This window comes from Acinetobacter sp. Swhac1, assembly GCF_013390985.1.
In the GTDB taxonomy this organism is placed as follows: domain Bacteria; phylum Pseudomonadota; class Gammaproteobacteria; order Pseudomonadales; family Moraxellaceae; genus Acinetobacter; species Acinetobacter towneri.
In genome coordinates, this window is sequence record NZ_JACASN010000003.1 from 76816 (window position 1) to 100188 (window position 23373).

Annotated in this window: 19 protein-coding genes; 11 read left to right on the forward strand and 8 right to left on the reverse strand. The window is 41.2% G+C overall.

Features of this window, described 5'->3' with window-relative positions:
- The first annotated feature begins 117 nt into the window (after nt 1-117).
- Entirely contained in the window at nt 118-1299 is a 1182-nt protein-coding gene (locus HX743_RS02230; RefSeq protein WP_178318394.1) for a transcriptional regulator, read from the forward strand.
- 57 nt (nt 1300-1356) lie between these two features.
- Here HX743_RS02230 and HX743_RS02235 read toward each other — a convergent pair whose 3' ends face one another.
- Both HX743_RS02235 and HX743_RS02240 read right to left on the reverse strand, forming a co-directional pair.
- On the reverse strand, nt 1357-2352 hold the full coding sequence (locus HX743_RS02235) for an alpha/beta hydrolase (RefSeq protein WP_178318395.1): 996 nt from the start codon (nt 2350-2352) through the stop codon (nt 1357-1359).
- 246 nt (nt 2353-2598) lie between these two features.
- Nucleotides 2599-3771 carry an iron-containing alcohol dehydrogenase gene (locus HX743_RS02240; RefSeq protein WP_004976867.1) on the reverse strand — a complete coding sequence of 391 codons (1173 nt, stop codon included), beginning with the start codon at nt 3769-3771 and terminating at the stop codon, nt 2599-2601.
- A gap of 465 nt (nt 3772-4236) precedes the next feature.
- Here HX743_RS02240 and HX743_RS02245 point away from each other — a divergent pair, with 465 nt between their 5' ends.
- The 5 genes from HX743_RS02245 to HX743_RS02265 all read left to right on the forward strand — a co-directional run bounded on the left by HX743_RS02245 (nt 4237) and on the right by HX743_RS02265 (nt 11690).
- Complete coding sequence (locus HX743_RS02245; RefSeq protein WP_178318396.1) at nt 4237-6240, forward strand: hypothetical protein; 2004 nt, start codon at nt 4237-4239, stop codon at nt 6238-6240.
- A gap of 103 nt (nt 6241-6343) precedes the next feature.
- Nucleotides 6344-8056: an AAA family ATPase gene (locus tag HX743_RS02250; protein WP_178318397.1), complete on the forward strand. Its 1713-nt coding sequence runs from the start codon at nt 6344-6346 to the stop codon at nt 8054-8056.
- 140 nt (nt 8057-8196) lie between these two features.
- Nucleotides 8197-9180 (forward strand): ion transporter, encoded by a 984-nt coding sequence (locus HX743_RS02255; protein ID WP_178318398.1) that lies wholly within the window; start codon nt 8197-8199, stop codon nt 9178-9180.
- A gap of 283 nt (nt 9181-9463) precedes the next feature.
- The gene (locus HX743_RS02260) at nt 9464-10384 is read left to right on the forward strand and encodes a LysR family transcriptional regulator (protein ID WP_178318399.1); all 921 of its coding nucleotides are present in this window, start codon (nt 9464-9466) and stop codon (nt 10382-10384) included.
- Between the two features lie 130 nt (nt 10385-10514).
- Nucleotides 10515-11690: a CynX/NimT family MFS transporter gene (locus tag HX743_RS02265; protein ID WP_096901189.1), complete on the forward strand. Its 1176-nt coding sequence runs from the start codon at nt 10515-10517 to the stop codon at nt 11688-11690.
- 85 nt (nt 11691-11775) lie between these two features.
- Here HX743_RS02265 and HX743_RS02270 read toward each other — a convergent pair whose 3' ends face one another.
- Nucleotides 11776-12231 (reverse strand): DUF441 domain-containing protein, encoded by a 456-nt coding sequence (locus HX743_RS02270; protein WP_178318400.1) that lies wholly within the window; start codon nt 12229-12231, stop codon nt 11776-11778.
- Nucleotides 12232-12390: 159 nt separating this feature from the next.
- Between HX743_RS02270 and HX743_RS02275 the strand changes: the two genes are divergently transcribed.
- Nucleotides 12391-13113, forward strand: coding sequence for a pseudouridine synthase (locus HX743_RS02275; protein ID WP_167845958.1), 723 nt, complete (start codon nt 12391-12393; stop codon nt 13111-13113).
- Nucleotides 13114-13214: 101 nt separating this feature from the next.
- On the opposite strand, the gene HX743_RS02280 is transcribed toward HX743_RS02275, so the two are convergent.
- The 3 genes from HX743_RS02280 to HX743_RS02290 form a co-directional block, all read right to left on the reverse strand.
- Entirely contained in the window at nt 13215-13658 is a 444-nt protein-coding gene (locus tag HX743_RS02280) for a GNAT family N-acetyltransferase (RefSeq protein WP_004976850.1), read from the reverse strand.
- 93 nt (nt 13659-13751) lie between these two features.
- Nucleotides 13752-14108 (reverse strand): type II toxin-antitoxin system RelB/DinJ family antitoxin, encoded by a 357-nt coding sequence (locus HX743_RS02285; RefSeq protein ID WP_004976848.1) that lies wholly within the window; start codon nt 14106-14108, stop codon nt 13752-13754.
- Nucleotides 14109-14218: 110 nt separating this feature from the next.
- A complete protein-coding gene (locus HX743_RS02290; protein WP_178318401.1) occupies nt 14219-15133 on the reverse strand; it encodes a pseudouridine synthase in 915 nt (304 codons plus the stop codon).
- 216 nt (nt 15134-15349) lie between these two features.
- Here HX743_RS02290 and tsaE point away from each other — a divergent pair, with 216 nt between their 5' ends.
- The 4 genes from tsaE to hfq all read left to right on the forward strand — a co-directional run bounded on the left by tsaE (nt 15350) and on the right by hfq (nt 19360).
- On the forward strand, nt 15350-15826 hold the full coding sequence (gene tsaE, locus HX743_RS02295; RefSeq protein WP_096901184.1) for a tRNA (adenosine(37)-N6)-threonylcarbamoyltransferase complex ATPase subunit type 1 TsaE: 477 nt from the start codon (nt 15350-15352) through the stop codon (nt 15824-15826).
- On the forward strand, nt 15819-17798 hold the full coding sequence (mutL, locus tag HX743_RS02300) for a DNA mismatch repair endonuclease MutL (RefSeq protein WP_178318402.1): 1980 nt from the start codon (nt 15819-15821) through the stop codon (nt 17796-17798). Before tsaE ends, mutL begins: the two co-directional genes overlap by 8 nt.
- A gap of 6 nt (nt 17799-17804) precedes the next feature.
- On the forward strand, nt 17805-18749 hold the full coding sequence (gene miaA / locus HX743_RS02305) for a tRNA (adenosine(37)-N6)-dimethylallyltransferase MiaA (RefSeq protein ID WP_178318403.1): 945 nt from the start codon (nt 17805-17807) through the stop codon (nt 18747-18749).
- A 92-nt stretch (nt 18750-18841) separates the two neighbouring features.
- The gene (gene hfq, locus HX743_RS02310; RefSeq protein WP_178318404.1) at nt 18842-19360 is read left to right on the forward strand and encodes an RNA chaperone Hfq; all 519 of its coding nucleotides are present in this window, start codon (nt 18842-18844) and stop codon (nt 19358-19360) included.
- A gap of 169 nt (nt 19361-19529) precedes the next feature.
- Here hfq and HX743_RS02315 read toward each other — a convergent pair whose 3' ends face one another.
- The gene (locus tag HX743_RS02315) at nt 19530-20831 is read right to left on the reverse strand and encodes a peptidylprolyl isomerase (protein ID WP_168419028.1); all 1302 of its coding nucleotides are present in this window, start codon (nt 20829-20831) and stop codon (nt 19530-19532) included.
- Entirely contained in the window at nt 20831-23284 is a 2454-nt protein-coding gene (locus HX743_RS02320) for an LPS-assembly protein LptD (RefSeq protein ID WP_178318405.1), read from the reverse strand. Before HX743_RS02320 ends, HX743_RS02315 begins: the two co-directional genes overlap by 1 nt.
- Between the last annotated feature and the right edge of the window lie 89 nt (nt 23285-23373).

The window sequence follows — 23373 nt, forward strand, 5'->3', positions numbered from 1 at the left end:
TACCAATATAAGGTTGGAAAAAGGTTGGAAAGTTGCAGGTTTACAAGCAGCGAACAAATCCTTACAAAAGTAAGCAGTACAATGGATGTAATGCCCACAGGATTGTGAGAATCAGTCATGATGAAAAAACAAGATCTATTGGAAAAAAAACTGCATATTGAACGGTTTAGACAAAGCAGTAGTTTATCGCCGCTGCATGCGCAGCAAATTCAGCAGAGTATTTTAAATTCTTGGCAACGCTCTGAAATTGCAGAAATTCCTGTAGATCGGCAGGCTGCTCCGTTAAATTCCAGTTTATCGCATCCGCAAGGCGGTTCGGCTTTACAGAGAGCTGTGCAAAATTGCGCAGAAGATTTAAAACATATCGCGCAGCAGTCCGACATGGTGGCAGCCGTGGGCGATGTGGGCAGTACGATTATTTGGACGGCAGCGAGCGCTCAAATGCGTAATGTGGCGGAACGAGTACATTTTGTAGAGGGTGGACAGTGGCGTGAAGAGTTGGTGGGTACGAATGCTTTGGCTTTGTCACTCAAAACTCAGCAAGCCAGTTGTGTGTTTTCCAGTGAACATTATATGTCATCGTTACATGACTGGGTTTGTTATGCCGCACCAATTTTAGACCCACATTCCAAACAAGTGTTGGGCGTGATTGATTTATCGACCACTTGGAAAAATCATAACAGTTTGGGTTTGTTGGCAGCAGAGCGCTGTGCTTCTTTAATTCAAAATGCGTTGCTGGAACAGCAAAAACAGCAGCTTTATATTCGCGCGTTTCGTGTGCCACAGGTGTTATTTAATGGCAAAGTGGTGGTGATGACACCGCGTCAAATTGAAATATTGGTGATTTTGGCACTTTGCCCACAAGGCATGAGTTTAGACACTTTACACCAAGCACTATATGGTGAGCGTAAAGTTAGTATGGGGACGCTAAAAGCTGAAATGTCACAATTACGTGATATTCTAGGCGGGATGCTTGGTTCGCGTCCTTACCGAGTTTTGGCGCATATTGAAGCCGATTTTTTACAAGCTGAGCAGGCTTTAGATGCAGGTTATGTGCAGTCTGCCTTGCAAACGTGTGCAGGGGTATTTTTGGCGAAAACTGAAAGTCCATTTTTATGCGCATGGCGAGATTGTTTAGAATCACGCCTGAGTGATGCCATTTTTAATGCACAAGATACCGATGTATTACTAAAACATTTGGCACGCAGCCCTGAAGCGATTGACGCAGTGGAGCGTTTAATTGAATTGATGCCAAAGGGGCATCCTGCACATCAAATTTTATTAAAATACACAGCTTAAGGGATGCATCAAGTCATTTAGCCGTTAATTCACTTCCTTTAGTTCTAGTTTTTAGTTTTATAGCCCCTTGCGGTTTAACCAGTCAAACAAGGACTGATACACTTCCGCACGGACTTCTGGCGCAGAAAGCACCAAATCATGCACGCCATCTTCAATTTGGCAAAGCTGAATATCACCATGCATGTGATGCCCATATTTTTGCATATCCGCAACATCTAAAATTACGTCAGTACGTTGCGCAATCTCATTCCATTGGCGTGGATAACTACTTTGACTCGCATGCATAATTAAGGTTGGTACACCCAAATGCACACTGGCATGAATTTCTTTTTGTGCTTCATGAATTGCACGTACAAAACTTAATCGCACTTTAGGATAGCGCGGTTTCTTCCATTCCAAATTAAATAACCATTCACCATGATATTGCTTGTGTAGACTTGGTACATAAAATGGATTGAGGCGGCTTGGAAATTTCATTTCTGGCAGCAATTTGCCCAATTGGCTTAAGCGCGGAATACCGACTTTTTTCTCAATTTCGCTCATATTGAAATCATAAAAAGGGCTGTTACACCATAAACCACGAATCAGTGGATGATTGGGATGATGTGCCACATATAACGTGGTGATTAATCCACCTGTTGAATGTCCTGCCAAAATTACTGAGTCATGTTCTTCTGTGGCAATTTGCTCAAGTGCAGCGGAAATTTCTGCATCATATTCAGACAAGCTGCGCACATTGTACCAATTTTGATGTGACAAATGCGAACGCCCATATTTACGTAAATCTAGGGCATAAAAGTCATAACCATGCTGATTAAACTGGTCTGCCATTTCTGTTTGAAAAAAATAGTCAATAAAACCATGAATATAAAGTACGGCTTTACGGGTTTCCTGTTCGGCTTTTTTGCGTACCAAGGTAGCAATCACTTTGCCTTCATAATCCGAAGGAAAATCCAGCGTCATTTGTTGGTAATCGGCACCCAAAATATCGGGTTGATAGCTTGGTGTTGTTTTTTGTTTTTTACTTAACAGCATAAGGTGTTCGTCATCCATTTTATTTTGACTATATCCTTGATGAGCTGTGCGCATTTGTCAAATTGAATTATGCAAACCCTCTGCATCTAAATCGCTTTAGTTTTATGCTGCGAGTTCATTTTGTTCTGAACAGCAAAAAAAGCAGAACGCATCTGAGATGGTTCTGCCAAAGGGAAGGATAAAAATAAAACAGCAACAGAGGAAAATTGAAAAAAGGATGGGAAATGCTGAGCAAATCGTGATTCACTCAGCAGGAGATTCAAATTACATCGCGGCTTTAAAAATTTCGACCACTTGTGCATGATTGGCTTTACGTGGGTTGGTGAGCATGCAGGCATCTTTTTGTGCATTTTCAGCCATAATCGCCAAGTCATCTTCTTTAACGCCTAACTCTGCTAAACCTGTTGGAATACCAATTGAGCTAGATAATTCACGAATTGCATCAATTGCGGCATAGGCGGCTTCTGTGGTAGTTAATCCATCAGTATTTACCCCCATCAGTTCTGCAATATCTGCATAACGCTCAGGGCAGGCAATCAGGTTAAACTCGCAAACATGCGGCAATAAAATTGCATTACATACGCCGTGCGGCAAGTTGTAGAAACCACCGAGTTGATGCGCCATGGCATGCACATAGCCTAATGAGGCATTGTTGAATGCCATACCTGCCAAATATTGCGCATAGCTCATGGCATCACGTGCTTCAATATTTTCACCATTTGCCACAGCAGGGCTGAGCCACTGGCTAATCATACGAATAGCTTTTTCCGCACAGGCATCGGTAATAGGATTGGCTGCAGTTGAAACGTAGGCTTCTACAGCGTGAGTTAAAGCATCCATGCCTGTTGCTGCGGTTAAACCTGCAGGTTTGGCAATCATGAGTTTTGGATCATCAATGGCGATGAGTGGTGTGCAGCGCCAATCGACAATTGCCATTTTAACGTGCGTGTCAGTGTTGGTAATGATACAGAAACGGGTCATTTCCGATGCTGTACCTGCTGTGGTGTTAATGGCAATTAGCGGGGTCATTGGCACGGTACTTTTATCAATGCCTTCATAATCACGAATATGCCCACCACCTGCGGTAACTAAGCCAATGCCTTTGGCGCAGTCATGTGAAGAACCACCACCTAAAGACACAATAAAGTCGCATTGATTGGCATTGTAGGCATCGACACCTTTATGTACGTTAATGTCGGTTGGATTTGGCTCTGCACCTGCAAAGATATGACTGGCAACGCCTGCTTCGGTGAGATAGCCTGCAATGGTATCGGCTACGCCAAATTTAAACAGTCCTTCATCTGTCACAATCAGGGCTTTTTTAGCGCCTAAATTTTGTGCTCTTACGCCAATTTCTTTGGCACAACCAGGGCCGAAGAGAGACACACAAGGAATATAAAAACCGTTGGTTTGATCTGCAATATTTTTAAAAGCCATGCTCAGATTCCTTCTTGCATTGGGTATTGGAATAATGTGTTGTTATCGCGGTGTTGAACCGTGATTTGAGTATACAATTTATACAATGCTTTGTGGTGAAATCCTACCTACCAAACACCAACCCTATTTTCTGTGTAAATAATGCAAACTAATCAATTGAAATTTATTTGTTTTTTAATGGGTTTTTATTTTTTCTGAAGTTGTGCGCAGGCTATAGGCAAGGGCTTAAATCTTGTTTATAGTGTTTTTGTATCTCTAATTTTAAGGTGTAGATACCGTTCACATAAATTTCAGGTGTAATTCAATTAATAAGTGGCTTAAGCTCGATTGAAGAATTGTCCACTTTTTGCAGATGGAAATAAAAAACAAAAAATAGGGATGTATCACGTGATGGGTCTAGTCGGTGCAATCAAATAAAAATAAGATGACACTTAGATAGACCGCACTTAAGCATGAGGAGCGTATATGCAGCCAATTTGCCAGCATAGCCAGTTGCATGCCGTTGCACAGCAATTGGTTCGTATTTCCAGTGTGGCCGCAGAAATCTATCAAGATCAAATGGATTTGGTTGGACATTTTACAGCACAAAATTTGTTTCGGATCGATCCTTTGCAGCATCGGGTCGAATTGCTGAATGGTCTGTTTAGTCTTGAATTTTATCCGCCAAAATCGCATACAAATTTAATAGAAACTCACTTTGAATTTGCGGGGAAACAGCAAGAAGCATTTGAAGATTTTTTCTTACATGATCTGCATTTTTTGACTGGGGATTTAAAACCGCAGCATTCTTTATTTTTGCGTAATCAGGCGCAGCAATTGCGACAATTGATTCTGCAGCAAGTTTACCTGTGGGTAGATGGTGCAGCACGGGTTAAGCAATTGTTATTGCATTTAGATGCAATGCAGGCACAAATTTTAGATCAGGCATTAATGCAGGCAGACGATCAGTATCAACCAGTATTGACCAAATTTGTGCAGCAAGGGCAGCACATTCCTGAAGATGTTTTAACTAACTTATCGATGCTGTGTGCTTTGGAATTTGTAGAGGGTGAAACCTTTTTGCCAGTGCAAGCACTGATGCAAAGTTATGATGATTTTTGTTTTAGTGCGGCAGAATTTCTGCCTAAAGCCATGCATCGTATTTTAAGTATTTCATTTCCTGAGCGATTTAATTTACAGGATTTAATCGATCATCAGGATGATATTCGGTTGTTGTATCGACATGCCGAAGAACATGGGCGTTTATTGGGTTTTGCGCGTTTAATGCACCGTGAAGTGTGGCAGCGTTCCGATGCTTTGGCGAAACCGCATTTTTTAAAATCTTGTCCTTTAATTTGGCAAAAGAAAGTCGCCAAACTGCCGTTATTTGATTATCCGCGTGCGGTGAATTGGCTGTTTAAACAGTCTGCACAAGTGTTGGATTGGCTTAGTTTAAATATTCATCATACCAGTGTGCGGGTGGCAGTGACTGCGCTCAGTTTTGTCGATTGTAGTCAGGCACATCCACGGATTATTTTGGCAACTTTGCAATATTTTCAATATTCAGCCGCACGTATGTTCATTCAAAGCTGTAATGTATATGCGACACAGCAAGCGTGGTTCGCACATGCGCATAATGTCAGTTTAATGCCGCATGGCGAAAAACAATCGTTGGATGATCCGCGGGTTGCCATTAGTCCTTCTATTTTGTATTTGGATGAGTGGATGACTTTGCTGAAAACCGTGGCACAACATGATGAGCATTTGGTCAAGCATGTATTTCGGCGTTTAAGTCGTGTCATGCAAAGCTATATGTTGTATTTACAGCAAATCACTCAAGATTTACCGACAGCTTTGTTGGACTATATTCAGTCAGAAAGTCAGCAGCAACGTGATTTTTATACGGTATTGCAGCGTTATCAGATTCAGCCTGATGATTTTCGGCAGCGTTTTTATTTACGTGCACACAATACACGTGTTTCGGTATTTGACAGTTATGTGCGCGACTATTTACTGGAATATTTCGTAGCGCATACACATATTCCAAAAAGTTTGAGTTGGTTGGGGTTGTTTCATCAAGCGGTACATTGGCATCAACAAGTGTATAAAGCAGAGCTATTTGCCAAACTGAAAAAAGAAATTCCGTGTAGCACATGGCAGGCGAAAAGCCCGCAGCAAATATTGTACTTTTCAGGTTGGTGTTTTGAAGAACTGACCGATTTAGACCGTATTATTGAAGAATCGAAAAACTTTAAACACTGTTTGGCACTGAGCTATGCCAAAGCCATGAGTGAAGGACAATATGTGGCGTTTCACATGGCATCACCACATTATGTGCAGCAATTGACCTTGGGCTGTCACTTTAGGAATGGGCAACTTGTGTTTGATCAATTGGAATATCCTAATAATCAAAAAGCAGAACAATTGTTGGTTACCATCGCAGCGCAGTTTATTGCATGGCTGAATCCACAATTACCATCAAAGTCATAAGTTACAAGTCATAAGACAACTGTTGTCGTATTCACGGACTTGAGCCTTAACTTTTGGCTCAAAACTCGTTAGGCTATAGCCGTTCAATCATGGTATAGGTCTTATGAAACAGGAAACTGCACTTAAACTTTTAAAAGCAGGCGAAAATGTCTTTTTAACAGGCTCGGCTGGTGCGGGTAAAACCTATACCCTGAATCAATACATCAATTATTTAAAAGCGCGCAAAGTGCCAGTGGCAATTACGGCATCTACAGGCATTGCTGCAACGCACATGAATGGCATGACCATTCATACATGGGCAGGCATTGGTATTAAAGATTTTTTATCCGATGCTGACCTGAAAAATATGAAAGAGCGCAAATATCTCAAAGAACATTTAGAAAATGCGCAAGTGCTGATTATTGATGAAATTTCGATGTTGCATGCCAAACAACTGAATTTGGTCAATCAAGTTTTAAAATATTTTAAAGACAGTGATGACGCTTTTGGCGGCATTCAAGTGATTGTCGCAGGAGATTTTTTCCAGTTACCGCCTGTAGGAAAAAACGATGAGCGCAATCGTGACAAGTTCTGTTTTATGTCAGAGACGTGGGTCGAAGCTAAATTTCGAGTCTGTTATTTAACTGAGCAGCACCGTCAGGGCGACGATTATTTAAATGACATTCTCAATGCAATTCGTGCACAAAGTATTGATTATCAACATATTCAGGCTTTGGAGCACACCCGCCATCAAGATATTGGCGACACTTTCACGCGTTTATATACGCACAATATGGATGTGGACAATATCAACTTTAAGCATTTGAATGAAATTGAAACTGAGAGCAAGCAGTTTGATGCCGTGTGTGATGGCAATGAAAAGTTGATTGAAACGCTGAAATCATCCGTACGTGCGCCTGAAATTTTAAATCTAAAAAAACATGCCAAAGTGATGTTTGTTAAAAACAACTTCGATATGGGCTATATCAACGGCAGTTTGGGCGAAGTGATTGGCTTTGAAGAAGATGACGATCACGGTATTTTGCCTAAAGTAAAATTGACCGATGGCACAGTATTGTTGGTCGAGCCTGAAACTTGGTCGGTGGATAATGATGCAGGCAAAACCATTGCCAGTTTCCAGCAAATTCCGCTGCGTTTGGCATGGGCAATTACCATCCACAAATCACAAGGTATGACCTTAGAAGCGGCAGAAATCAATCTTAGCCATACTTTTGAAAAAGGGCAGGGTTATGTGGCGTTGTCACGATTAAAATCGTTAAGCGGTTTGCGTTTATTGGGATTTAATAGCCAAGCTTTGGAACTCGACAGTTTAGCGATTAAGGCTGACCGCCGTTTTCAGGAATTGTCTGAAGAAGCTGAAACGCACTATGAGCTGATGGATTTAACACCACAACATAATGCATTTATTCGTCACTGTGGTGGCACGTTGAACGAAACCGAAATTTTGCGCAATGAAAAGAAAATTGCCAAAGGTGGAAAAACCAATTATGCGACTGCCACGTTAGATGAAACCCGCGCTTTATTTGAAGAAGGTTATGATATTCAGGATATTGCAGTAGAGCGAGGTTTAACTCCTGCAACTATTATCAACCATTTGGCACGTTTGCAAAAAGAACAAAATCTGGATATTTCAGTGGCACATCCAGGTGAAGAAGTGGTGGAAGAGGTCCGTAAAATTTATAAGCGATTAATGAAGCGTCAAAATGCAGAGCACTTCAGCGATGATGGCGCAATTAAACTGCGCCCGATTGTTGAAGCGACTAGTCCACGCATGGGCTATGATCAGGTGCGTTTAGCATTGCTGTTTATTCAGTAGTTTAGTCATTTGGATAATGATGACTTATACTGCAATTCTGCATTAAAAATGCCCGCTTAACGTCACATAAAATACTATCGTTTTGAGAAAAACTTCGGTTAAACTGCCATCACTGTAAGCTTTAAAATATAATATTCGGTATGGCATTTACACCGTGGTACACATTTCGAAAATTTGTCTATAACAACTTACACGACGATGACTATGAAACATGGTTTAGTCGTTGCATTAACTATTTTTTAATTTTACTGATTTTAAGCAATGCCAGTGCGGTTATTTTAGAGTCGGTGAATGATGTCTATCTTGCCTATCAGGTATTTTTTGACCATTTTGAAAACTTTTCCATCGCAGTGTTTACGCTTGAATATTTGCTGCGGATTTGGAGTATTGCCGAAAAAGACCCGTTTATTTCGCCGTGGAAACAGCGTGTAAAATGGCTTACCAGCGGTGGGGCAATTATAGATTTGTTGGCGATTCTACCTGCTTATATTAACTTCTTTGTGCATCTAGATTTACGGTTCCTAAGAATTTTACGTTTACTGCGTTTGTTAAAACTGACACGTTACTTTGTATCATTGCAAATTTTATTAAGAGTGATCGAACGGGAAAAAGGATCATTTCAGGCAGTCATTTTTATTCTCTCTATTATGATTGTGATGTCTGCCGCAGGTGTGTATGTGGTGGAAAGCAAGGCACAGCCTGAAGCCTTTAGCTCAATTCCCGCTTCGATGTGGTGGGCAGTGGTGACTTTAACCACAGTCGGTTATGGCGATGTCACACCAATTACCCCTTGGGGCAGAATTTTAGGTGCGTTAATTACGGTATTGGGTGTCGGCTTGGCAGCATTGCCTGCAGGTATTTTAGCCACAGGTTTAGCCAACGAACTTGAACAACGTAAGCAGCATTTAGGGGTGAAATTTAGAGAGCTATTGCAAAATAGTGAGATTGATCTGTTAAATGATCAAGAAAAAATTGAAGATTTACGCAAACAAGTCGGTTTAACCACTGAGCAAACCCAAGATATTTTATTGCAGTTAATTCGTGAGCGTCGTGAAGAAGAGCTGCGTTTAGAACAGGAGCCTTATAAATACTGCCCACATTGTGGAGAGAAGTTGTCGGAGTAAGCGAGGCTTGGGTTAAGAATTTCAATTCTAGTTTGGCTCTGCACGTTGGGAGCCTAAAACATGCTTGCTGAAAGCCATATTATTCTTATGGAATTGTATTGATTTCGTAGTAAATATCATCGAATAAAAACTAAGATGAAGAAAACTCATTATTTACATGCTAAGATTAAATTAATTCATTATTAAATTGAATCATGTTTGGCTTTGTTTCTTATTTTGCAAAATAAAAATGCGACCTAGGTCTAAACATGCAGTCAATAACTTGAAAAACTAGGAACAAGCAATGCTTGAAATTCGCCACTTAAAAACGCTATCAGCCCTGCGTGAACATGGTTCTTTGGTTGCTGCCGCCAATGATTTATGTCTGACGCCATCTGCCATTTCTCATCAACTCAAAGAACTAGATCATTGGTATGGCGTAGAAGTGGTGAACCGCCGTAGTCGTCCTGTGACATTTTCCAATGTTGGGCAGCGTTTATTGAAACTGGCGGATGATGTCTTGCCACAAATTCAAATTGCCCAAACCGATATTACCCGCATTGTGCATGGGCAAACGGGGCGGATTATTTTTTCTTCGGAATGTCACAGTTGTTTTGACTGGTTGATGCCGCTGCTGAATCAATATCGTCAGCAATACCCTGATGTAGATTTAGATTTTGCTTCAGGTTTTGAAGCCAATCCGCATGAATTATTGCAAAACGCAGAATTTGACCTATTGATTACTGCAGACCCGATTGCCTTAAAAGGTATCGAATATTTTCCAATTTTTGAATATGAATCGCGTTTGGTGTTGTCAAATACTCATCCTTTAGTACGTGCCGAGCGCATTACCGTACAGGAGTTGGCAGAAGAAACCCTGATTACCTATCCTGTCGATAAACACCGTTTAGATATTATGTCTAAGCTATTCATTCCAGCCAATATTCAGCCAAAAGCTATTCGTACTACAGATTTAACCCAAATGTTGATTCAACTGGTGGCGAGTGGGCGAGGGATTGGCGCATTGCCAGATTGGGTGGTGAATGAATATGAGCAAAAAGGCTGGGTAACTTCACGTCGTTTAGACTGCGTTGCTGCGGGAGGATTACGCCGTACCTTGTATGCGGGTTATCGTAGCGAAGAAAAAGAAAAGAGCTATTTTGAAGGCTTTTTGAAGCAATTAGAGAAATTTTCCCAAAAACGCACGCAGTATTATTCGAGTTAAAAATTGCACAATCAGCATTTTAAAGAGGATGCTGATTAATTGCTAAAAACACTAAGCTCATCTAAATCTCCACTAAAAACAGTGAGATGTTCTTGCTAAGCTTGCCTTGCGAAAATTAAGGGAGAGCGCTGTGAGTTCGGTACGTTGGCTGACCAAGGATTTATGGATTGTTGCTGCGGGTTTTATGGCAGCAATGCATATTGGCAAGTTGCCACCGACTGTGCCTATCCTTCAAGCTGAACTCGGAATTAGTCTGGTTCAGGCAGGCTTTTTGCTGTCTTTAGTACAAGCTGCAGGCATGACTTTGGCGTTGTTGCTAGGCAGTTATACCGCAAAAATTGGCTTAAAACGCTGTGTACTTTTGGGTTTGTCTTTATTGGCAGGTGCAAGTTTTGTCGGTGGTTTTGTACATAGCTTTTCCGCACTATTAAGTCTGCGTGTAATTGAAGGTTTTGGCTTTTTACTGATTACACTCAGCGGCCCTGCATTTATTCGTCAACTGGTTGCAGTGGAGCAGTTGCCTGCCAAAATGGGGCTGTGGAGTGCCTATATGGGCGGCGGGATGGGTATTGGTTTACTAAGTACGCCGTTTTTACTGACCATCTTGGATTGGCAAGGCGTGTGGATGTGTTTTGGATTGTTATCCTTTGCGCTCGCAATCATCATTTATAAAGCCGTACCGAGTGTGCAGATCAGCACGCAAGCCATTGCCATCTTTGAACTGATTAAAAGCACTTTGAGCCATCCACCCGCATGGATATTGGCTTTGGTTTTTGGTGTTTATGCAGGGCAGTGGTTCAGTTTGGTGGGTTTTTTGCCGACCATTTATCAGCAATATCAAATATCTTTACAAACCGCAGGTGTGCTCACAGCTATGGTTGCAATGGCAAATGCGGTGGGTACGTTTGTATGTGGGTTGTTATTACAGCGTGGGCTGAGAGCGCAAGTGTTGATGCAAATGGGTTTTGCGGTATTGATGCTATGCGCACTGAGTTTTTATATTTTGCGTGATGTTTTACCATTCATTGTGCAGTTTTTATTGGTCATCCATTTCTCTTTATTTGGTGGTTTAGTCGCAGCTGTGGTATTTGCGCAAGTACTTAATTTTGCACCACAACCGATTGCGATTAGTACCACCGTAGGTTTGGTGTTGCAGTGCTCGGCAATTTCACAATTTTTATTGCCGCCTGTGGTCGCAGCTATCGTATCTGCCACAGGAACATGGCTTTGGGTTGGTATTTTAATGGCCGTTTTATCTGCAATGGGAATGATATTAACATCTATCTTGTTTCGCAAAGTGGCTTAGATTTGGATGGTTTTTATTGAAATTGGTTGATACAAGACGATGAATTCAAGCAAAACCATCTAAACCAAGCGTCCCTAAATCTATGTTAAGAATAGCCAATAAACAAGGTGAGAATTCCTGCTGCAATCAATGGTCCCACAGGCACGCCACGTAGCACAGCAACACCTGCGACTGTACCAATCAATAAGCCTGCGACCACATCAGGCTGATTGGTCATGAGCTTGACACCACGCCCGCCTAACCATGCCACAAAAACACCAATTGCAATCGCAAGTAAAGATTTCCAACTCAGGAAAGATTTTAGAATTGCTTCGCCTGGAAGTTTGCCACTGGCAATAGGTGTCAGTACGCCAATGGTGAGAATGATAATGCCCAGATTTAAGCCATGCTGCTGCAATAGTGGGAAAAATTCACTTAGCGGCGTAATTCTAAAAACAATCAGTACTGCTGAGGCAATGGTCACAGCCGTATTTTGGCTAAAAATACCGCATGCGAGTAGAACGATCAGCACCATCAGGTTAAGGTCTAATTGAGAGAGCATGGTGATCCATAAAAGGGGAAATAAATTGGAAAAGTGCAGTTATTGTAACTGTTTTGAACTACAAGCGGGCAAGGTACGCAATGTGTTCAGAATTTACGGTGTATTTGGTTTAGAATAGCAGCAAATATATTTATACTTTTTATCATTAGGTCGCTCATCATGTTGTTGGAAAAAATGTTGCAATCACAAGGCTTTGGATCACGTAAACATTGCCAACAACTCATTAAAAATGGTGCAGTCACCATTATGGGCGAAACCCAGACCAATCCTAAATTCGCGATAAAAATTGCGCCTGAAACGGTTTTGCAATTTTCGGTGTATGGGCAAAATTATCAATATCGTGAAAAGGTCTATATCGCCTTACATAAACCACAAGGCTATGAGTGTTCGCATCAGGCGACCCATCATTTTAGTGTGTTTGACTTGTTTGATGATGTATTGCTGAATCGTGGTTTGCAGTGTGTTGGACGCTTAGATCAGGACACCACAGGGCTGTTATTGCTGACGGATGATGGACAGTTTTTACAAGCATTGACCCATCCTAAAAAGCATGTGGCAAAAGTGTATGCTATGCACACCGCAGACCCGATTAATGCAACACAAATCCAGCAACTTGAGCAGGGTGTCGCATTGCGCAATGAATCAGGGACATTTGCTGCAACAGAGGTACAACAGCTTGCTGAACATGAATTGCAGATGACCATTCATCAAGGTGTTTATCACCAAGTTAAACGTATGCTGGCAGCAGTGGGCAATAAAGTAGAACAATTACATCGTCAGCAAGTTGGTGCATTAAACTTGACTGATTTGGCTTTAGATGTGGGTGAATGGATGTATTTAAGCCCTGAACAAGTCGAATTGGCAAAAAACCGTATGGAATAAATGAGGTTCTGCTGAACTTTCATCAATAGCTTATGATCAATGGCTTACGTCAGATTAAATTTAAACCCTTTGCCTAAAGCCGTAATCGTCAGATCAGGTGACTATTTTAAAAAGCAGTGATAAGTCTGGAATTCATCATCTTTGACAAAGCCCATCTTTTCATACAATTGGTGGGATTGGTAATTACTTTTTTGTGTTTCAAGGCTAATCCGTAGCGCATTTTCATGTCGTGCAAATAAAATTGCAGTATCAATGAGCTGTTTGGCCGAACCTTGTCGTCTAAAAACAGGGGTAACATAAACGTCATCTAAAATATAGTAGGTCGAGCAGGCAACCGAAGAAAAGCCTAAATAAAGTAATACAAATCCAGTGATTTTTTGATCTTTGATATGAATGAAAATCACACTTTCCTGATTTTCAAAACGCTGTTTTAAGAATGCTGCTGAAAGGCTTAAATTCGAGGATGCACCATAAAACTGACGATACTCATCGAACAATACAGCAAGCTGGTCTAAGTCTTCTAAAGTGGCACGTCTTACAATCATTACGATACTCCATGCTTTTTTATTGTCCTTGCATGAAGCATAGCTAAGTTTTTAAAGTAAATTTTTAAAGAATTGTTTAAAAATGCAACACTGTTAATTTTTGTCAGTTTCACCCAAAATTGCATTGAGTTCATCAAACAAGTCTAGATGTTCATCATCCAGTTCAAAATCTTCAACACTATTATTGCCAGTTACAGATGCTTCATTGCTTGGGGTTGCATCCACTAGCGTTGCTTTTTGCTCTTGTTTTAATTTGCGTAACTTAATCAATTGTTCCAGATTAATATTCTGATTTTCAATTGAAAAGGGAATTGATTTAGTCAGCACGACTTGCTTAAAAAACAAACGTACCGCTTGCGCAGGCGTAATCCCCAACTGTTTAAACACAGCAAAGGCTTGTTTTTTCTCTTGAGAGTCCAAGCGTACTTGATAAACTTCAGTTTTTCTCATAATTTTTAATAGAAGGAAATAGATTTAAATTTTAGCAATATTGTAAACAATTCATTTGTAATTTCAATATGACTACAACGAAAATCCACTATTTTGTAATGACAAACATATTACAATGTCAATTCTTGCTGTGCGCTAAAGTGGAATTTTTGCTGGCTAATCGGGTCAAAAAAACTTAAATGCTTGGCAAGCAATTGTAGCGGTGCAGAAAAATCATCTGCTTGTTTGTGCTGTAAAATGGGATAAAACGGGTCGTTCTTAATCGCAATACCTAAGCTATTTAAATGCACACGCAGTTGGTGCTGCTTGCCTGTTGTAGGCTTTAATTCATATTTTGCCCATGTTTGATTATGTTCAAGCAAACGAATTTCTGTTTCGCTGTTAGGTGTGCCTGCCACGACGTGCATCAAATAAAAAGGTTCACCTTTTTCCATGCGTAATTGCACAGTACATGGTAGTGACAAATTAGCTTGATAAGGCGCAATGGCATGGTAGGTTTTTTGCACCTGACGTTCTGCAAATAATTGCTGATACACCGCCCGAGTTTCTGGTTGTTTGGAAAACAGCACCACACCCGCAGTTTCGCGGTCTAAACGATGAATAGGTGTGAGCTGCTCATTCTGTGTTTGTTTTTTTAAGCGTACTAATAGGGTTTCTTGTACATATTGCCCTGTAGGACTCATGGTCAAAAAATGTGGTTTATCTACAACCAATAAGTGTTCATTTTCAAATAAAATTTGATGTTGAAAAGGCACGGCAACTTCATGCGCTAAAAAACGATAATAAAAAATATCCTGATGTGCGCTATAAGGTGTATCTAAATCTAAACGCTTGCCTTCGGCATCATAAACCAGACCTTCCTCAAAGCGTTGCAGCCATTCCTGTGCAGAAATATGGGCAAACTGGATACATAAATAACGAAAAATTGATTCAGGCTGTGTGCTTAATTTGGGTAAATGCAATTTGCTGGCGCTCACACCATCTAGCATGGGTGGAACAAAGGTGTTGGGATGAGTCGACTTCATCTGCAAATTGCTCATATTCAGGTGGGAGAGTTTCTTTTTCATCATATTGAAAATAGCCTAAGCAGTTTGGGTGCTAAGCTTAACAATATTGATTCATTGCCTTGTCTAAACTTGTTATAAATTGTCCACATTTACACAGTTTTATCCATCAGTACATAGGCTTTAAAGCAGTGCGATGCTATCATAATTGGTCTTTTGAATCATGTCGTGAGCGTTATGCAGTATTCATTTAATTTGGCTTTAAATAATGAGCAAGATACCCAAAATCTGGCGCAGGTTTTGGCAACGCATTTTCGGTCGGGTGTGATTTATTTAATTGGTGATTTAGGCGCAGGAAAAACCACTTTATCGCGTTATTTTCTACAGCATTTGGGGCATCAGGGCGCGGTTAAAAGCCCGACTTACACCTTGGTGGAACCTTATCAAATACAAGGACAAGATATTTTTCATTTTGATTTATATCGTTTAAATGATCCTTATGAATTAGAGCTGATGGGCATTCGTGATTATTTAGAAACCCCAAATGCCTTGTTTTTATTTGAATGGCCATCAAAAGGTGGCGATGAAATTCCGCCCGCAGACCTGATCATTGAAATTAAAAAATCGGAAGATGAATTAAGCCGTACTGCAACGCTAAGTTCGTCTTCGGTTGCATTACAACAAGCTTTGGAGCAACAATTTAATCATGCCTAATGATGTGTTAAATCTACGTCGGATCCACACGCTTGAACCTGCCTTAGCCAACCAAATTGCTGCGGGTGAGGTAATTGAGCGTCCTGCCTCTGTGGTCAAAGAGTTACTAGAAAACTCCATTGATGCAGGTGCAACCGAGCTGATTATTCGTGTGGCACAAGGCGGCAGTACACTCATTGAAATTATTGATAATGGTCGTGGCATTCATGCCGAAGACTTGCCTTTGGCGGTGACTCGTCACGCGACCAGTAAAATTCAAACGGCCGATGATTTACATGCCATTGTCAGTTTAGGCTTTCGTGGAGAAGCACTGGCATCAATTGCAGCAGTATCGCGTTTGACTTTGGTCAGCAGCCAAACTGAAGATGGTGTTGGTTATCAGGTTGAAGTCAATGGCACTGCCTTTGACCATCAAGATATTCAGGCCGTTGCTGCACAAAAAGGCACACATATTCGGGTGCAGGATTTATTTTTTAATGTCCCTGCACGGCGGAAATTCCTAAAAAAAGCGGGCACAGAATTTGGGCATATTGAAGAAATTGTACGCCGTTTGGCGCTCACGCATTTCGATATTCGTTTTGTTTTAGAACACAACGACAGCATCAAACTGAATTTACCCATTGCAGACAGTGGAGAGTTGCGTTTTCAGCGCGTGCAGCAACTTTTAGGGCGTAACTTTGTTGAAAATGCTTATTGGATAGATGCTGACAGTGTCACCATGCACTTATCAGGTTGGTTGGGGCATCCTTCCGATGCACGTTCACAAGCCGATCTGCAATATGTGTATGTGAATGGACGTATTGTAAAAGACAAGACCATCTCCCATGCTTTGCGTATGGCATACGAAGGTATTTTGCATGGACATCAACATGCTGCATATTTGCTATTTTTAGAAGTAGAACCTGAAAATATTGATGTCAATGTGCATCCGACCAAGCATGAAATTCGCTTTTTAAATCAGCGAGAAGTTCATGAGTTTGTAAGACATTACGCCAAAGAAACCTTAGCTCAATTTCAAACTGCAACTGCAGATTTAGCTACAGCCATGAAAGCCGATCCTATCGAACAAGCTGCGCCTTATGTGGTACAACCGCGTTATCAGGAACAATTTTTGCTGCACAAATCTGTGCAGACCAACCCTCTGAATCCGTATGAACAAAGGGTAGATGCAGATCAGGTATCCAATACAGCATCGGGTAGTGATCTACTTACCGAGTTTGATCGTAGCCATCCGCAAACTGTGCAATACGGCCAAGCGATGCAAGGCAGTTATCAAGGCTCGAAACAACTGAATAATGCCTTAAAAAGCTATCTCGCACCTTTACGTGATGTCGACTCTCAAGATTCAACTAGCGTAGCGTATGAATCGACGACAGCTGTAGATGAACACCCGCTTGGAATTGCGATTGCACAATTGCACGGTATTTATATTCTGGCGCAAAACAGCGAAGGTTTGATTATTGTCGATATGCATGCCGCACATGAACGTATCGTTTTACAGCAGATGAAAGCTGCGTGGGATAAACCAGAGTTTTGGACTTCGCAGCAATTGCTCATTCCCAAAGTCATCAGCATTAGTCGTATGCAGGCCATGCGTGTAGATGATTTAAAACCACAATTGGCACGTTTAGGTTTGGATGTTGACCAATATGGCGATGAGCAAGTCATTGTGCGCGGTGTGCCAGCCATTTTGCATAAAGCAGATTTTGCAGAGTTGATTCCTGAATTACTGAATGATTTAGACCCAAATGATGAAGCGCAGGCATTACTGCAAAAACGTGATCATATTTTGGCGGGTATGGCGTGTCATAGCGCGGTGCGTGCACATCGGATGCTGAGTCTTTCTGAAATGAATGCCTTGTTACGTCAAATGGAACAAACTGAATTTGCCAGCCAATGTAATCATGGTCGTCCAACATGGCGTGCTTTTCCATTGGCTCAATTAGATAAACTTTTTGCTCGAGGAGAGTAGTGTTACATGTCAAAACAATTGCCGGTCATCAATTTAATGGGACCAACTGCAAGTGGTAAAACTGCTTTGGCATGTGAACTCTATGAATTAGGTCATTTTGAGCTAATTTCAGTCGATTCTGCGCTGGTTTATCGAGATATGGACATTGGTACAGCCAAACCAACTAAAGTGGAACAGGCGCGTTATCCGCATCATTTGATTGATATTATTAGCCCGCTTGAAGTTTATTCTGCTGCGCAGTTTGTGGAAGATGCCTGCGCCTTAATTGATGATATGCACGCACGTGGCAAAACCCCAATTTTAGTGGGTGGAACTATGCTGTATTTTAAAGCTTTGCTTGAAGGACTATCTTCCAATTTACCCAGTGCCAATTACGACGTCCGTGCAGAAATTGAAGGTAAAGCTGCACGCGAAGGTTGGGAAGCGGTCTATGCAGAGTTATGTGCAGTAGATGCACTGGCGGGTAAAAAATTTAAGGTGTCAGATAAACAACGTATTATTCGTGCACTAGAAGTTTATAAATTAACAGGAACGCCAATTACCCAGCTTCAGGCAGAACAACCCAAAAATGTACCATATCGTTACACTTTTCATAACCACGCTTTGATGCCTGATCGGGTAGAATTACATCAGCGTATTCAAAAACGCTTAGAGATTATGTGGGAAATGGGTTTTTTGAATGAGGTGCGACATCTTATTGAAAATTACGATTTAGATGCTAATTTACCCTCTATGCGTTCAGTTGGCTATCGTCAAGCTTTAGAGTTTTTGCAAAACGGTGATGAAAGTCGCGAAAAAATGCAGGAAATGGAGGATAAGGCGCTATTCGCGACACGACAACTCGCGAAACGTCAATATACTTGGCTCAGATCGTTGCAAGAATCGCATAAATTTCACACATATTTTACGATAAAGCAGGCTCAAGAAGACTTGCGAAACTGTTACGGATAAAGCAAAATTTACCTACTGTCTTTTTTATAATTTTTAATTGAAAAATAGAGATAGTTTTTGCGCTGATTTTTAATTATTTTTGGAGTTATAACATGTCTAAAGGTCAAACTTTACAAGATCCGTTCTTGAATTCTCTCCGTAAAGAACGTATTCCTGTTTCTATCTTCCTTGTGAACGGTATTAAGCTACAAGGCCATATTGAATCTTTTGACCAATATGTTGTTTTATTAAAAAATACGGTAAGCCAAATGGTTTACAAACATGCAATTTCTACAGTTGTTCCTGCACGTAATCCACGTCCTGCTGGTGCACCTGCTGGTGGTCAAGGCGCAGGCTTCGGCGGTCAAGGCGGTGGCTTCGGTGGTCAAGGTGGTGGCTTCGGTGGTCAAGGCGGCTTCGGTGGTCAAGGTGGTGGTTTTGGCGGTCAAGGCGGCTTCGGTGGTCAAGGCGGCGGCTTCGGTAGTCAAGGTGGCTTTGGCGGTCAAGGCGGCGGCTTTAGTGGTCAAGGTGGCTTCGGCGGTCAAGGTGGCTTCGGTGGCGGTCAAGCAACAGGCGGTTTTGACAACGATTCTAAATTTGAAGAATCTTCAGAAGACGATAACAACCATTAATTGATCTTCTTAAAAAAACCTCTCGAAATGAGAGGTTTTTTTATGTCTATGGTTTTTATCAAAGTCATATTTGAGTAGTAAATAAGATGCGGTGCACATGTTAGAAAAGCATAAAAAAACCAGTGTAGCAACACTGGTTTTAATCTTAGAAATAGCAGAAAACTTAAGCTTAGTTTTTCTTGCGGTCTAAGCTTGGGTCTTTAATTTCTACAAAAGCATTGTTGCGCGTTTCACGTAACCAGCTATCCAATTCAGTATCAAACTGGCGTTCACCTAGTATTTGACGTGCCATACGTTCTTGGTATTCACGAGTCATATCTTGCTGGCGTGTATCGGTCACTTGCAGTACATGCCAACCAAACTGGGTTTGGAATGGTGCGCTAATTTCACCTTTTGCAGTGTTTTTCATTTGATTTTCAAATTCTGGCACCATCACGCCAGGATTCACCCAGCCTAGACTACCGCCATCACGTGCAGAGCCAGCATCATTAGAGAAAGTCGAAGCTAAGGTTGCAAAGTCTTCACCCGCTTTTAAACGGTTGTGAATACTGTCAATCATGTGTTTCGCATTTTCAGGGCTTACTACTTCACTTGGCTGAATCAAGATATGTCGAGTTTGGTATTGTGGAACTAGTGCACGTTGCTCAGTACTTTTGCGTTCCAGTAATTTTACGACATGAATACCATCACGGACTTCAATCAATTCACTGGTTTGCCCCACATCTAATGGCGTAATACGTGCAGCAAGTTCTGCAGGAATATCGGTCAAGTTACGTAAGCCCATGTCTGCAGACTGAACGGTTATGCCGTTGCCTGTATATTTTTTACTGATGGCTTGAATGTCATTGTTCTGCGCCAGTTCAGCTTTGACTTGTTGCGCAACCTGAGCTGCATTTTCTTTTCCTGAAACACGCACATGCAAAATATGGACTTGGTTGCCTAAAGCGGCCTGACCTTGTGGGGTTTTCAGAAAGTTATCAACGTCTTGATCGCTAATTTGAATACGTGACATCACCACTTGCTGACGCAAACGATTCATGGCCAAATCTTCTGCAATACGATTACGTAAAAATGCATAACTGCCAGGAGATGATTTGTCTAACTTTTGCTGAAAAGCCTCTAAGCTATTGCTTCCATTTTGCTGTGCAACTTTTAACACAGCTTCATTCAGGGATTTTTCATCAGCTTTAATGTTATAGCGTTTTACTTGTTCTAATTGAGCCTGACGTACAATTAATTGCTCTAAGGCTTGTTGTTCTAAAATTTGTTGAGGTGGAACAGGGCGCTTTTGCATTTCAAGCTGTTGCTTAAGTTCAACCACGCTTTGCGCTAAATCACTTTTTAAAATGACACTATTGTCAACTACAGCCACAATTTGATCATTCGCAGCGGCAAATGCAGGCAGGCTAACAGCCATGCTCAGTGCCAAGGTAGATGCTTTTAAAAATCGTTTTAACTGTACTGTCTTCATTAACGTTGTGTCCAAGATTGATTAATTTTATTAAAACCTAAAATACGGTTTTCAAGCAAAGAAGCAAGTTTATTATTGAAACTGCCTAAACCTTTTAAATTTAGCTCTGCCATAATGGCACGTTTTGGTTTAACACCTGCATCTGTCACATCGTCCAAGTCGTTATAGTAAGAGCGACCATAGACTGAAATACCCCAGCAGCATGATTCGTAATTTACACCCAGTAAATACTCACGTGCCACACTGTTATCTAAGTCATATTGTGCGTGACCTAAAATACGCCAGTTGTTGTGAATGGGTTGAATGAATGATGCAACCACTTGATCATAATGGTCTTGGCGGTTTGGAATATAACGACGGTTAATATAGCCAAAGTTATATAAGTTACCCTGTTCGCCAGCGTAAAGCAGATTTACATTACGCTGAGCATTGTCGCCATTAGACATCCAAGCAGCATTGGCACCGATGCTGAGATTTTGGCTTAATTGGCTGGTGAGGCTGACAATTGGCCCTGTACGGCTTTGCGTGTCAAAATCATCGCTGGTATTTTCTAGTGTGACACGGCGGTCTTCAAAATAGAAACTTTGACCAATGCCTGCCTTAATACGTTCCAAACCAATTTCATCAAACAGGCTGTAGCTTAAGCCTAAAGATAGGAAATTATTATCTTCTAAACGGTCATGTCCATAGAAACGGTTTGGACTGAATAATTGATCATAATTGATTGATGCTGTTGCAGAATCAAAGTTAGGGTGATCATTTTGATTTTTATACGGTGCATAGGCATAGAATGCACGTGGCGTAATCGTTTGTAGGAAGCGACCATTTTTTTCAAAGGTAATCCCTGTGTCCAATGTAAATTGTGGCACAGTGACAGATTCACTTTCACTAGATGAGTTATATTGATTCAACGCATTTCGAGTGTCTTTGTCATAGAAGGTGTTAATGTTGCGTAAAGACACTTCTGGAATAACAAATGACCACGGATTGCGGTAGTTATAACGCACTGCAAAGTCGTTATAAATACGGGTGCCGCTTGGTTCGCCTACATCTAATGCACCAATGTCTTTTTTGAAGTAAGCCGTGTCGTTATTAAACTCGACTTGGAAACCTTGAGGATTACCTGTTTTATAATTCAACAAGAATTGTGGTAAACGTGCATAAGGGCGTTTTTCATAGGCAATAGATTGATCCAGCGTTTGGAAATCTTCAACTTTGAGCTGAGCTTTTAAGCCAGGGATACCATTGCGATAGTTAAGTTCCCAAGCACGACGTAAATTAAGGTCGGTTTTGGAGTTAGGGTTATTATTTAAATCGGCAAAGTAATCTTTGTCTGAAGCATAGTTGTATTCAAGATTAGTCGAAAACTGATTGTTAATTTGCCAGTTGTGTAAAAAGTGCAAGTCTTTACGGTCTTGATCATCATATTTGGCATCTGAAGCTAAATAACCACCCCAGATTTGGCCTGAACCAAAATTTTCAGTTAAATAACGGAATTCACCCTCTAGCATTGCACCACGATCGCCAATATAACGCGGGCTAACGGTTGCATCGTAATTAGGTGCTAGGTTCAAATACACAGGTACAGAAAGTTCGACACCACCATCATTGGTAAAACCAAAACTTGGGGTCAAAATACCTGTCGTGCGGCGGTCGTCAATCGGAAAGTTAAAGTAAGGCACAGCCATGACCGGTACATTTTTTACATATAGTTTTGTACCGCGTGTTTCACCGCGTCCCGTTTCCTGATTCAGCTTAATTTCATTGGCTTGAATTTTCCAAGTCGGGGCTTGTTCAGGCGGGCAAGTACTGTAAGTGGCATTATTTAACACCATAGTATTGGTTGAGGTGCGTGCAATTTTTTCTGCCATGCCGTGTGCATGTTGTTCTTCGGCAATATAAAAACTGTTGTTTAGGTCACCTTGCTGGGTTTTTAGGTTGTAATTAATTTCATCACTTTGCGCCAGTAAACCCGCTTGCGCCATTTGTACCCGACCTTCGGCTTTGGCAAAGGTCTGAGTTTGATCAATGGTAATTTTATCGGCACGAATTTGACGACCTTCTTGGTCAATCACCACGTTGCCTTCTAAGACTGAATCACCATTTGGGTCATAGTGCCCATAATCGGCAGTCACTGTAGAAGTGGCATTTGCAGCATCTACCGCAACAGTACCTGAGCTGATCGGCGTTAGCCACGCACCCTCACAATAGGCAGAACTTTGGCTATGACCAAATTGTTGTTGTGCTTCAGGTGCAGCTTTATCAACATAATATTGCTCAAAGAACTGCTGCCCAGGATAAGCTTCCTGAATGGTGTGCTTAAGCTGCTGGTTATTGAGATTTGTGACAGATGAAGTCTGATCTGTGGTCTGCGCATAGCTGGAAACAGAGTGACCACATAACAGAGTTAAGACCGCAGTCGCTAAAGGATTAAATTTAAACTGATGCTTCATTTATCTCATCAACCAAGAGTGCTTAATCGCAATTAATTATTGTCGCATCATAGAGAAAAAGCGCAGAAGTAGCTACACTTAGCACTTTA

Coding starts and splice junctions, on each gene's coding strand:
- mutL (WP_178318402.1), top strand. CDS start 15,819: ATGCCTAATGATGTGTTAAATCTACGTCGGATCCACACGCTTGAACCT.
- HX743_RS02260 (WP_178318399.1), top strand. CDS start 9,464: ATGCTTGAAATTCGCCACTTAAAAACGCTATCAGCCCTGCGTGAACAT.
- HX743_RS02245 (WP_178318396.1), top strand. CDS start 4,237: ATGCAGCCAATTTGCCAGCATAGCCAGTTGCATGCCGTTGCACAGCAA.
- HX743_RS02275 (WP_167845958.1), top strand. CDS start 12,391: ATGTTGTTGGAAAAAATGTTGCAATCACAAGGCTTTGGATCACGTAAA.
- HX743_RS02290 (WP_178318401.1), bottom strand. CDS start 15,133: ATGAAGTCGACTCATCCCAACACCTTTGTTCCACCCATGCTAGATGGT.
- HX743_RS02280 (WP_004976850.1), bottom strand. CDS start 13,658: ATGATTGTAAGACGTGCCACTTTAGAAGACTTAGACCAGCTTGCTGTA.
- HX743_RS02270 (WP_178318400.1), bottom strand. CDS start 12,231: ATGCTCTCTCAATTAGACCTTAACCTGATGGTGCTGATCGTTCTACTC.
- HX743_RS02315 (WP_168419028.1), bottom strand. CDS start 20,831: ATGAAGACAGTACAGTTAAAACGATTTTTAAAAGCATCTACCTTGGCA.
- HX743_RS02255 (WP_178318398.1), top strand. CDS start 8,197: ATGGCATTTACACCGTGGTACACATTTCGAAAATTTGTCTATAACAAC.
- hfq (WP_178318404.1), top strand. CDS start 18,842: ATGTCTAAAGGTCAAACTTTACAAGATCCGTTCTTGAATTCTCTCCGT.
- tsaE (WP_096901184.1), top strand. CDS start 15,350: ATGCAGTATTCATTTAATTTGGCTTTAAATAATGAGCAAGATACCCAA.
- HX743_RS02250 (WP_178318397.1), top strand. CDS start 6,344: ATGAAACAGGAAACTGCACTTAAACTTTTAAAAGCAGGCGAAAATGTC.
- HX743_RS02285 (WP_004976848.1), bottom strand. CDS start 14,108: ATGAGAAAAACTGAAGTTTATCAAGTACGCTTGGACTCTCAAGAGAAA.
- HX743_RS02230 (WP_178318394.1), top strand. CDS start 118: ATGATGAAAAAACAAGATCTATTGGAAAAAAAACTGCATATTGAACGG.
- miaA (WP_178318403.1), top strand. CDS start 17,805: ATGTCAAAACAATTGCCGGTCATCAATTTAATGGGACCAACTGCAAGT.
- HX743_RS02235 (WP_178318395.1), bottom strand. CDS start 2,352: ATGGATGACGAACACCTTATGCTGTTAAGTAAAAAACAAAAAACAACA.
- HX743_RS02320 (WP_178318405.1), bottom strand. CDS start 23,284: ATGAAGCATCAGTTTAAATTTAATCCTTTAGCGACTGCGGTCTTAACT.
- HX743_RS02240 (WP_004976867.1), bottom strand. CDS start 3,771: ATGGCTTTTAAAAATATTGCAGATCAAACCAACGGTTTTTATATTCCT.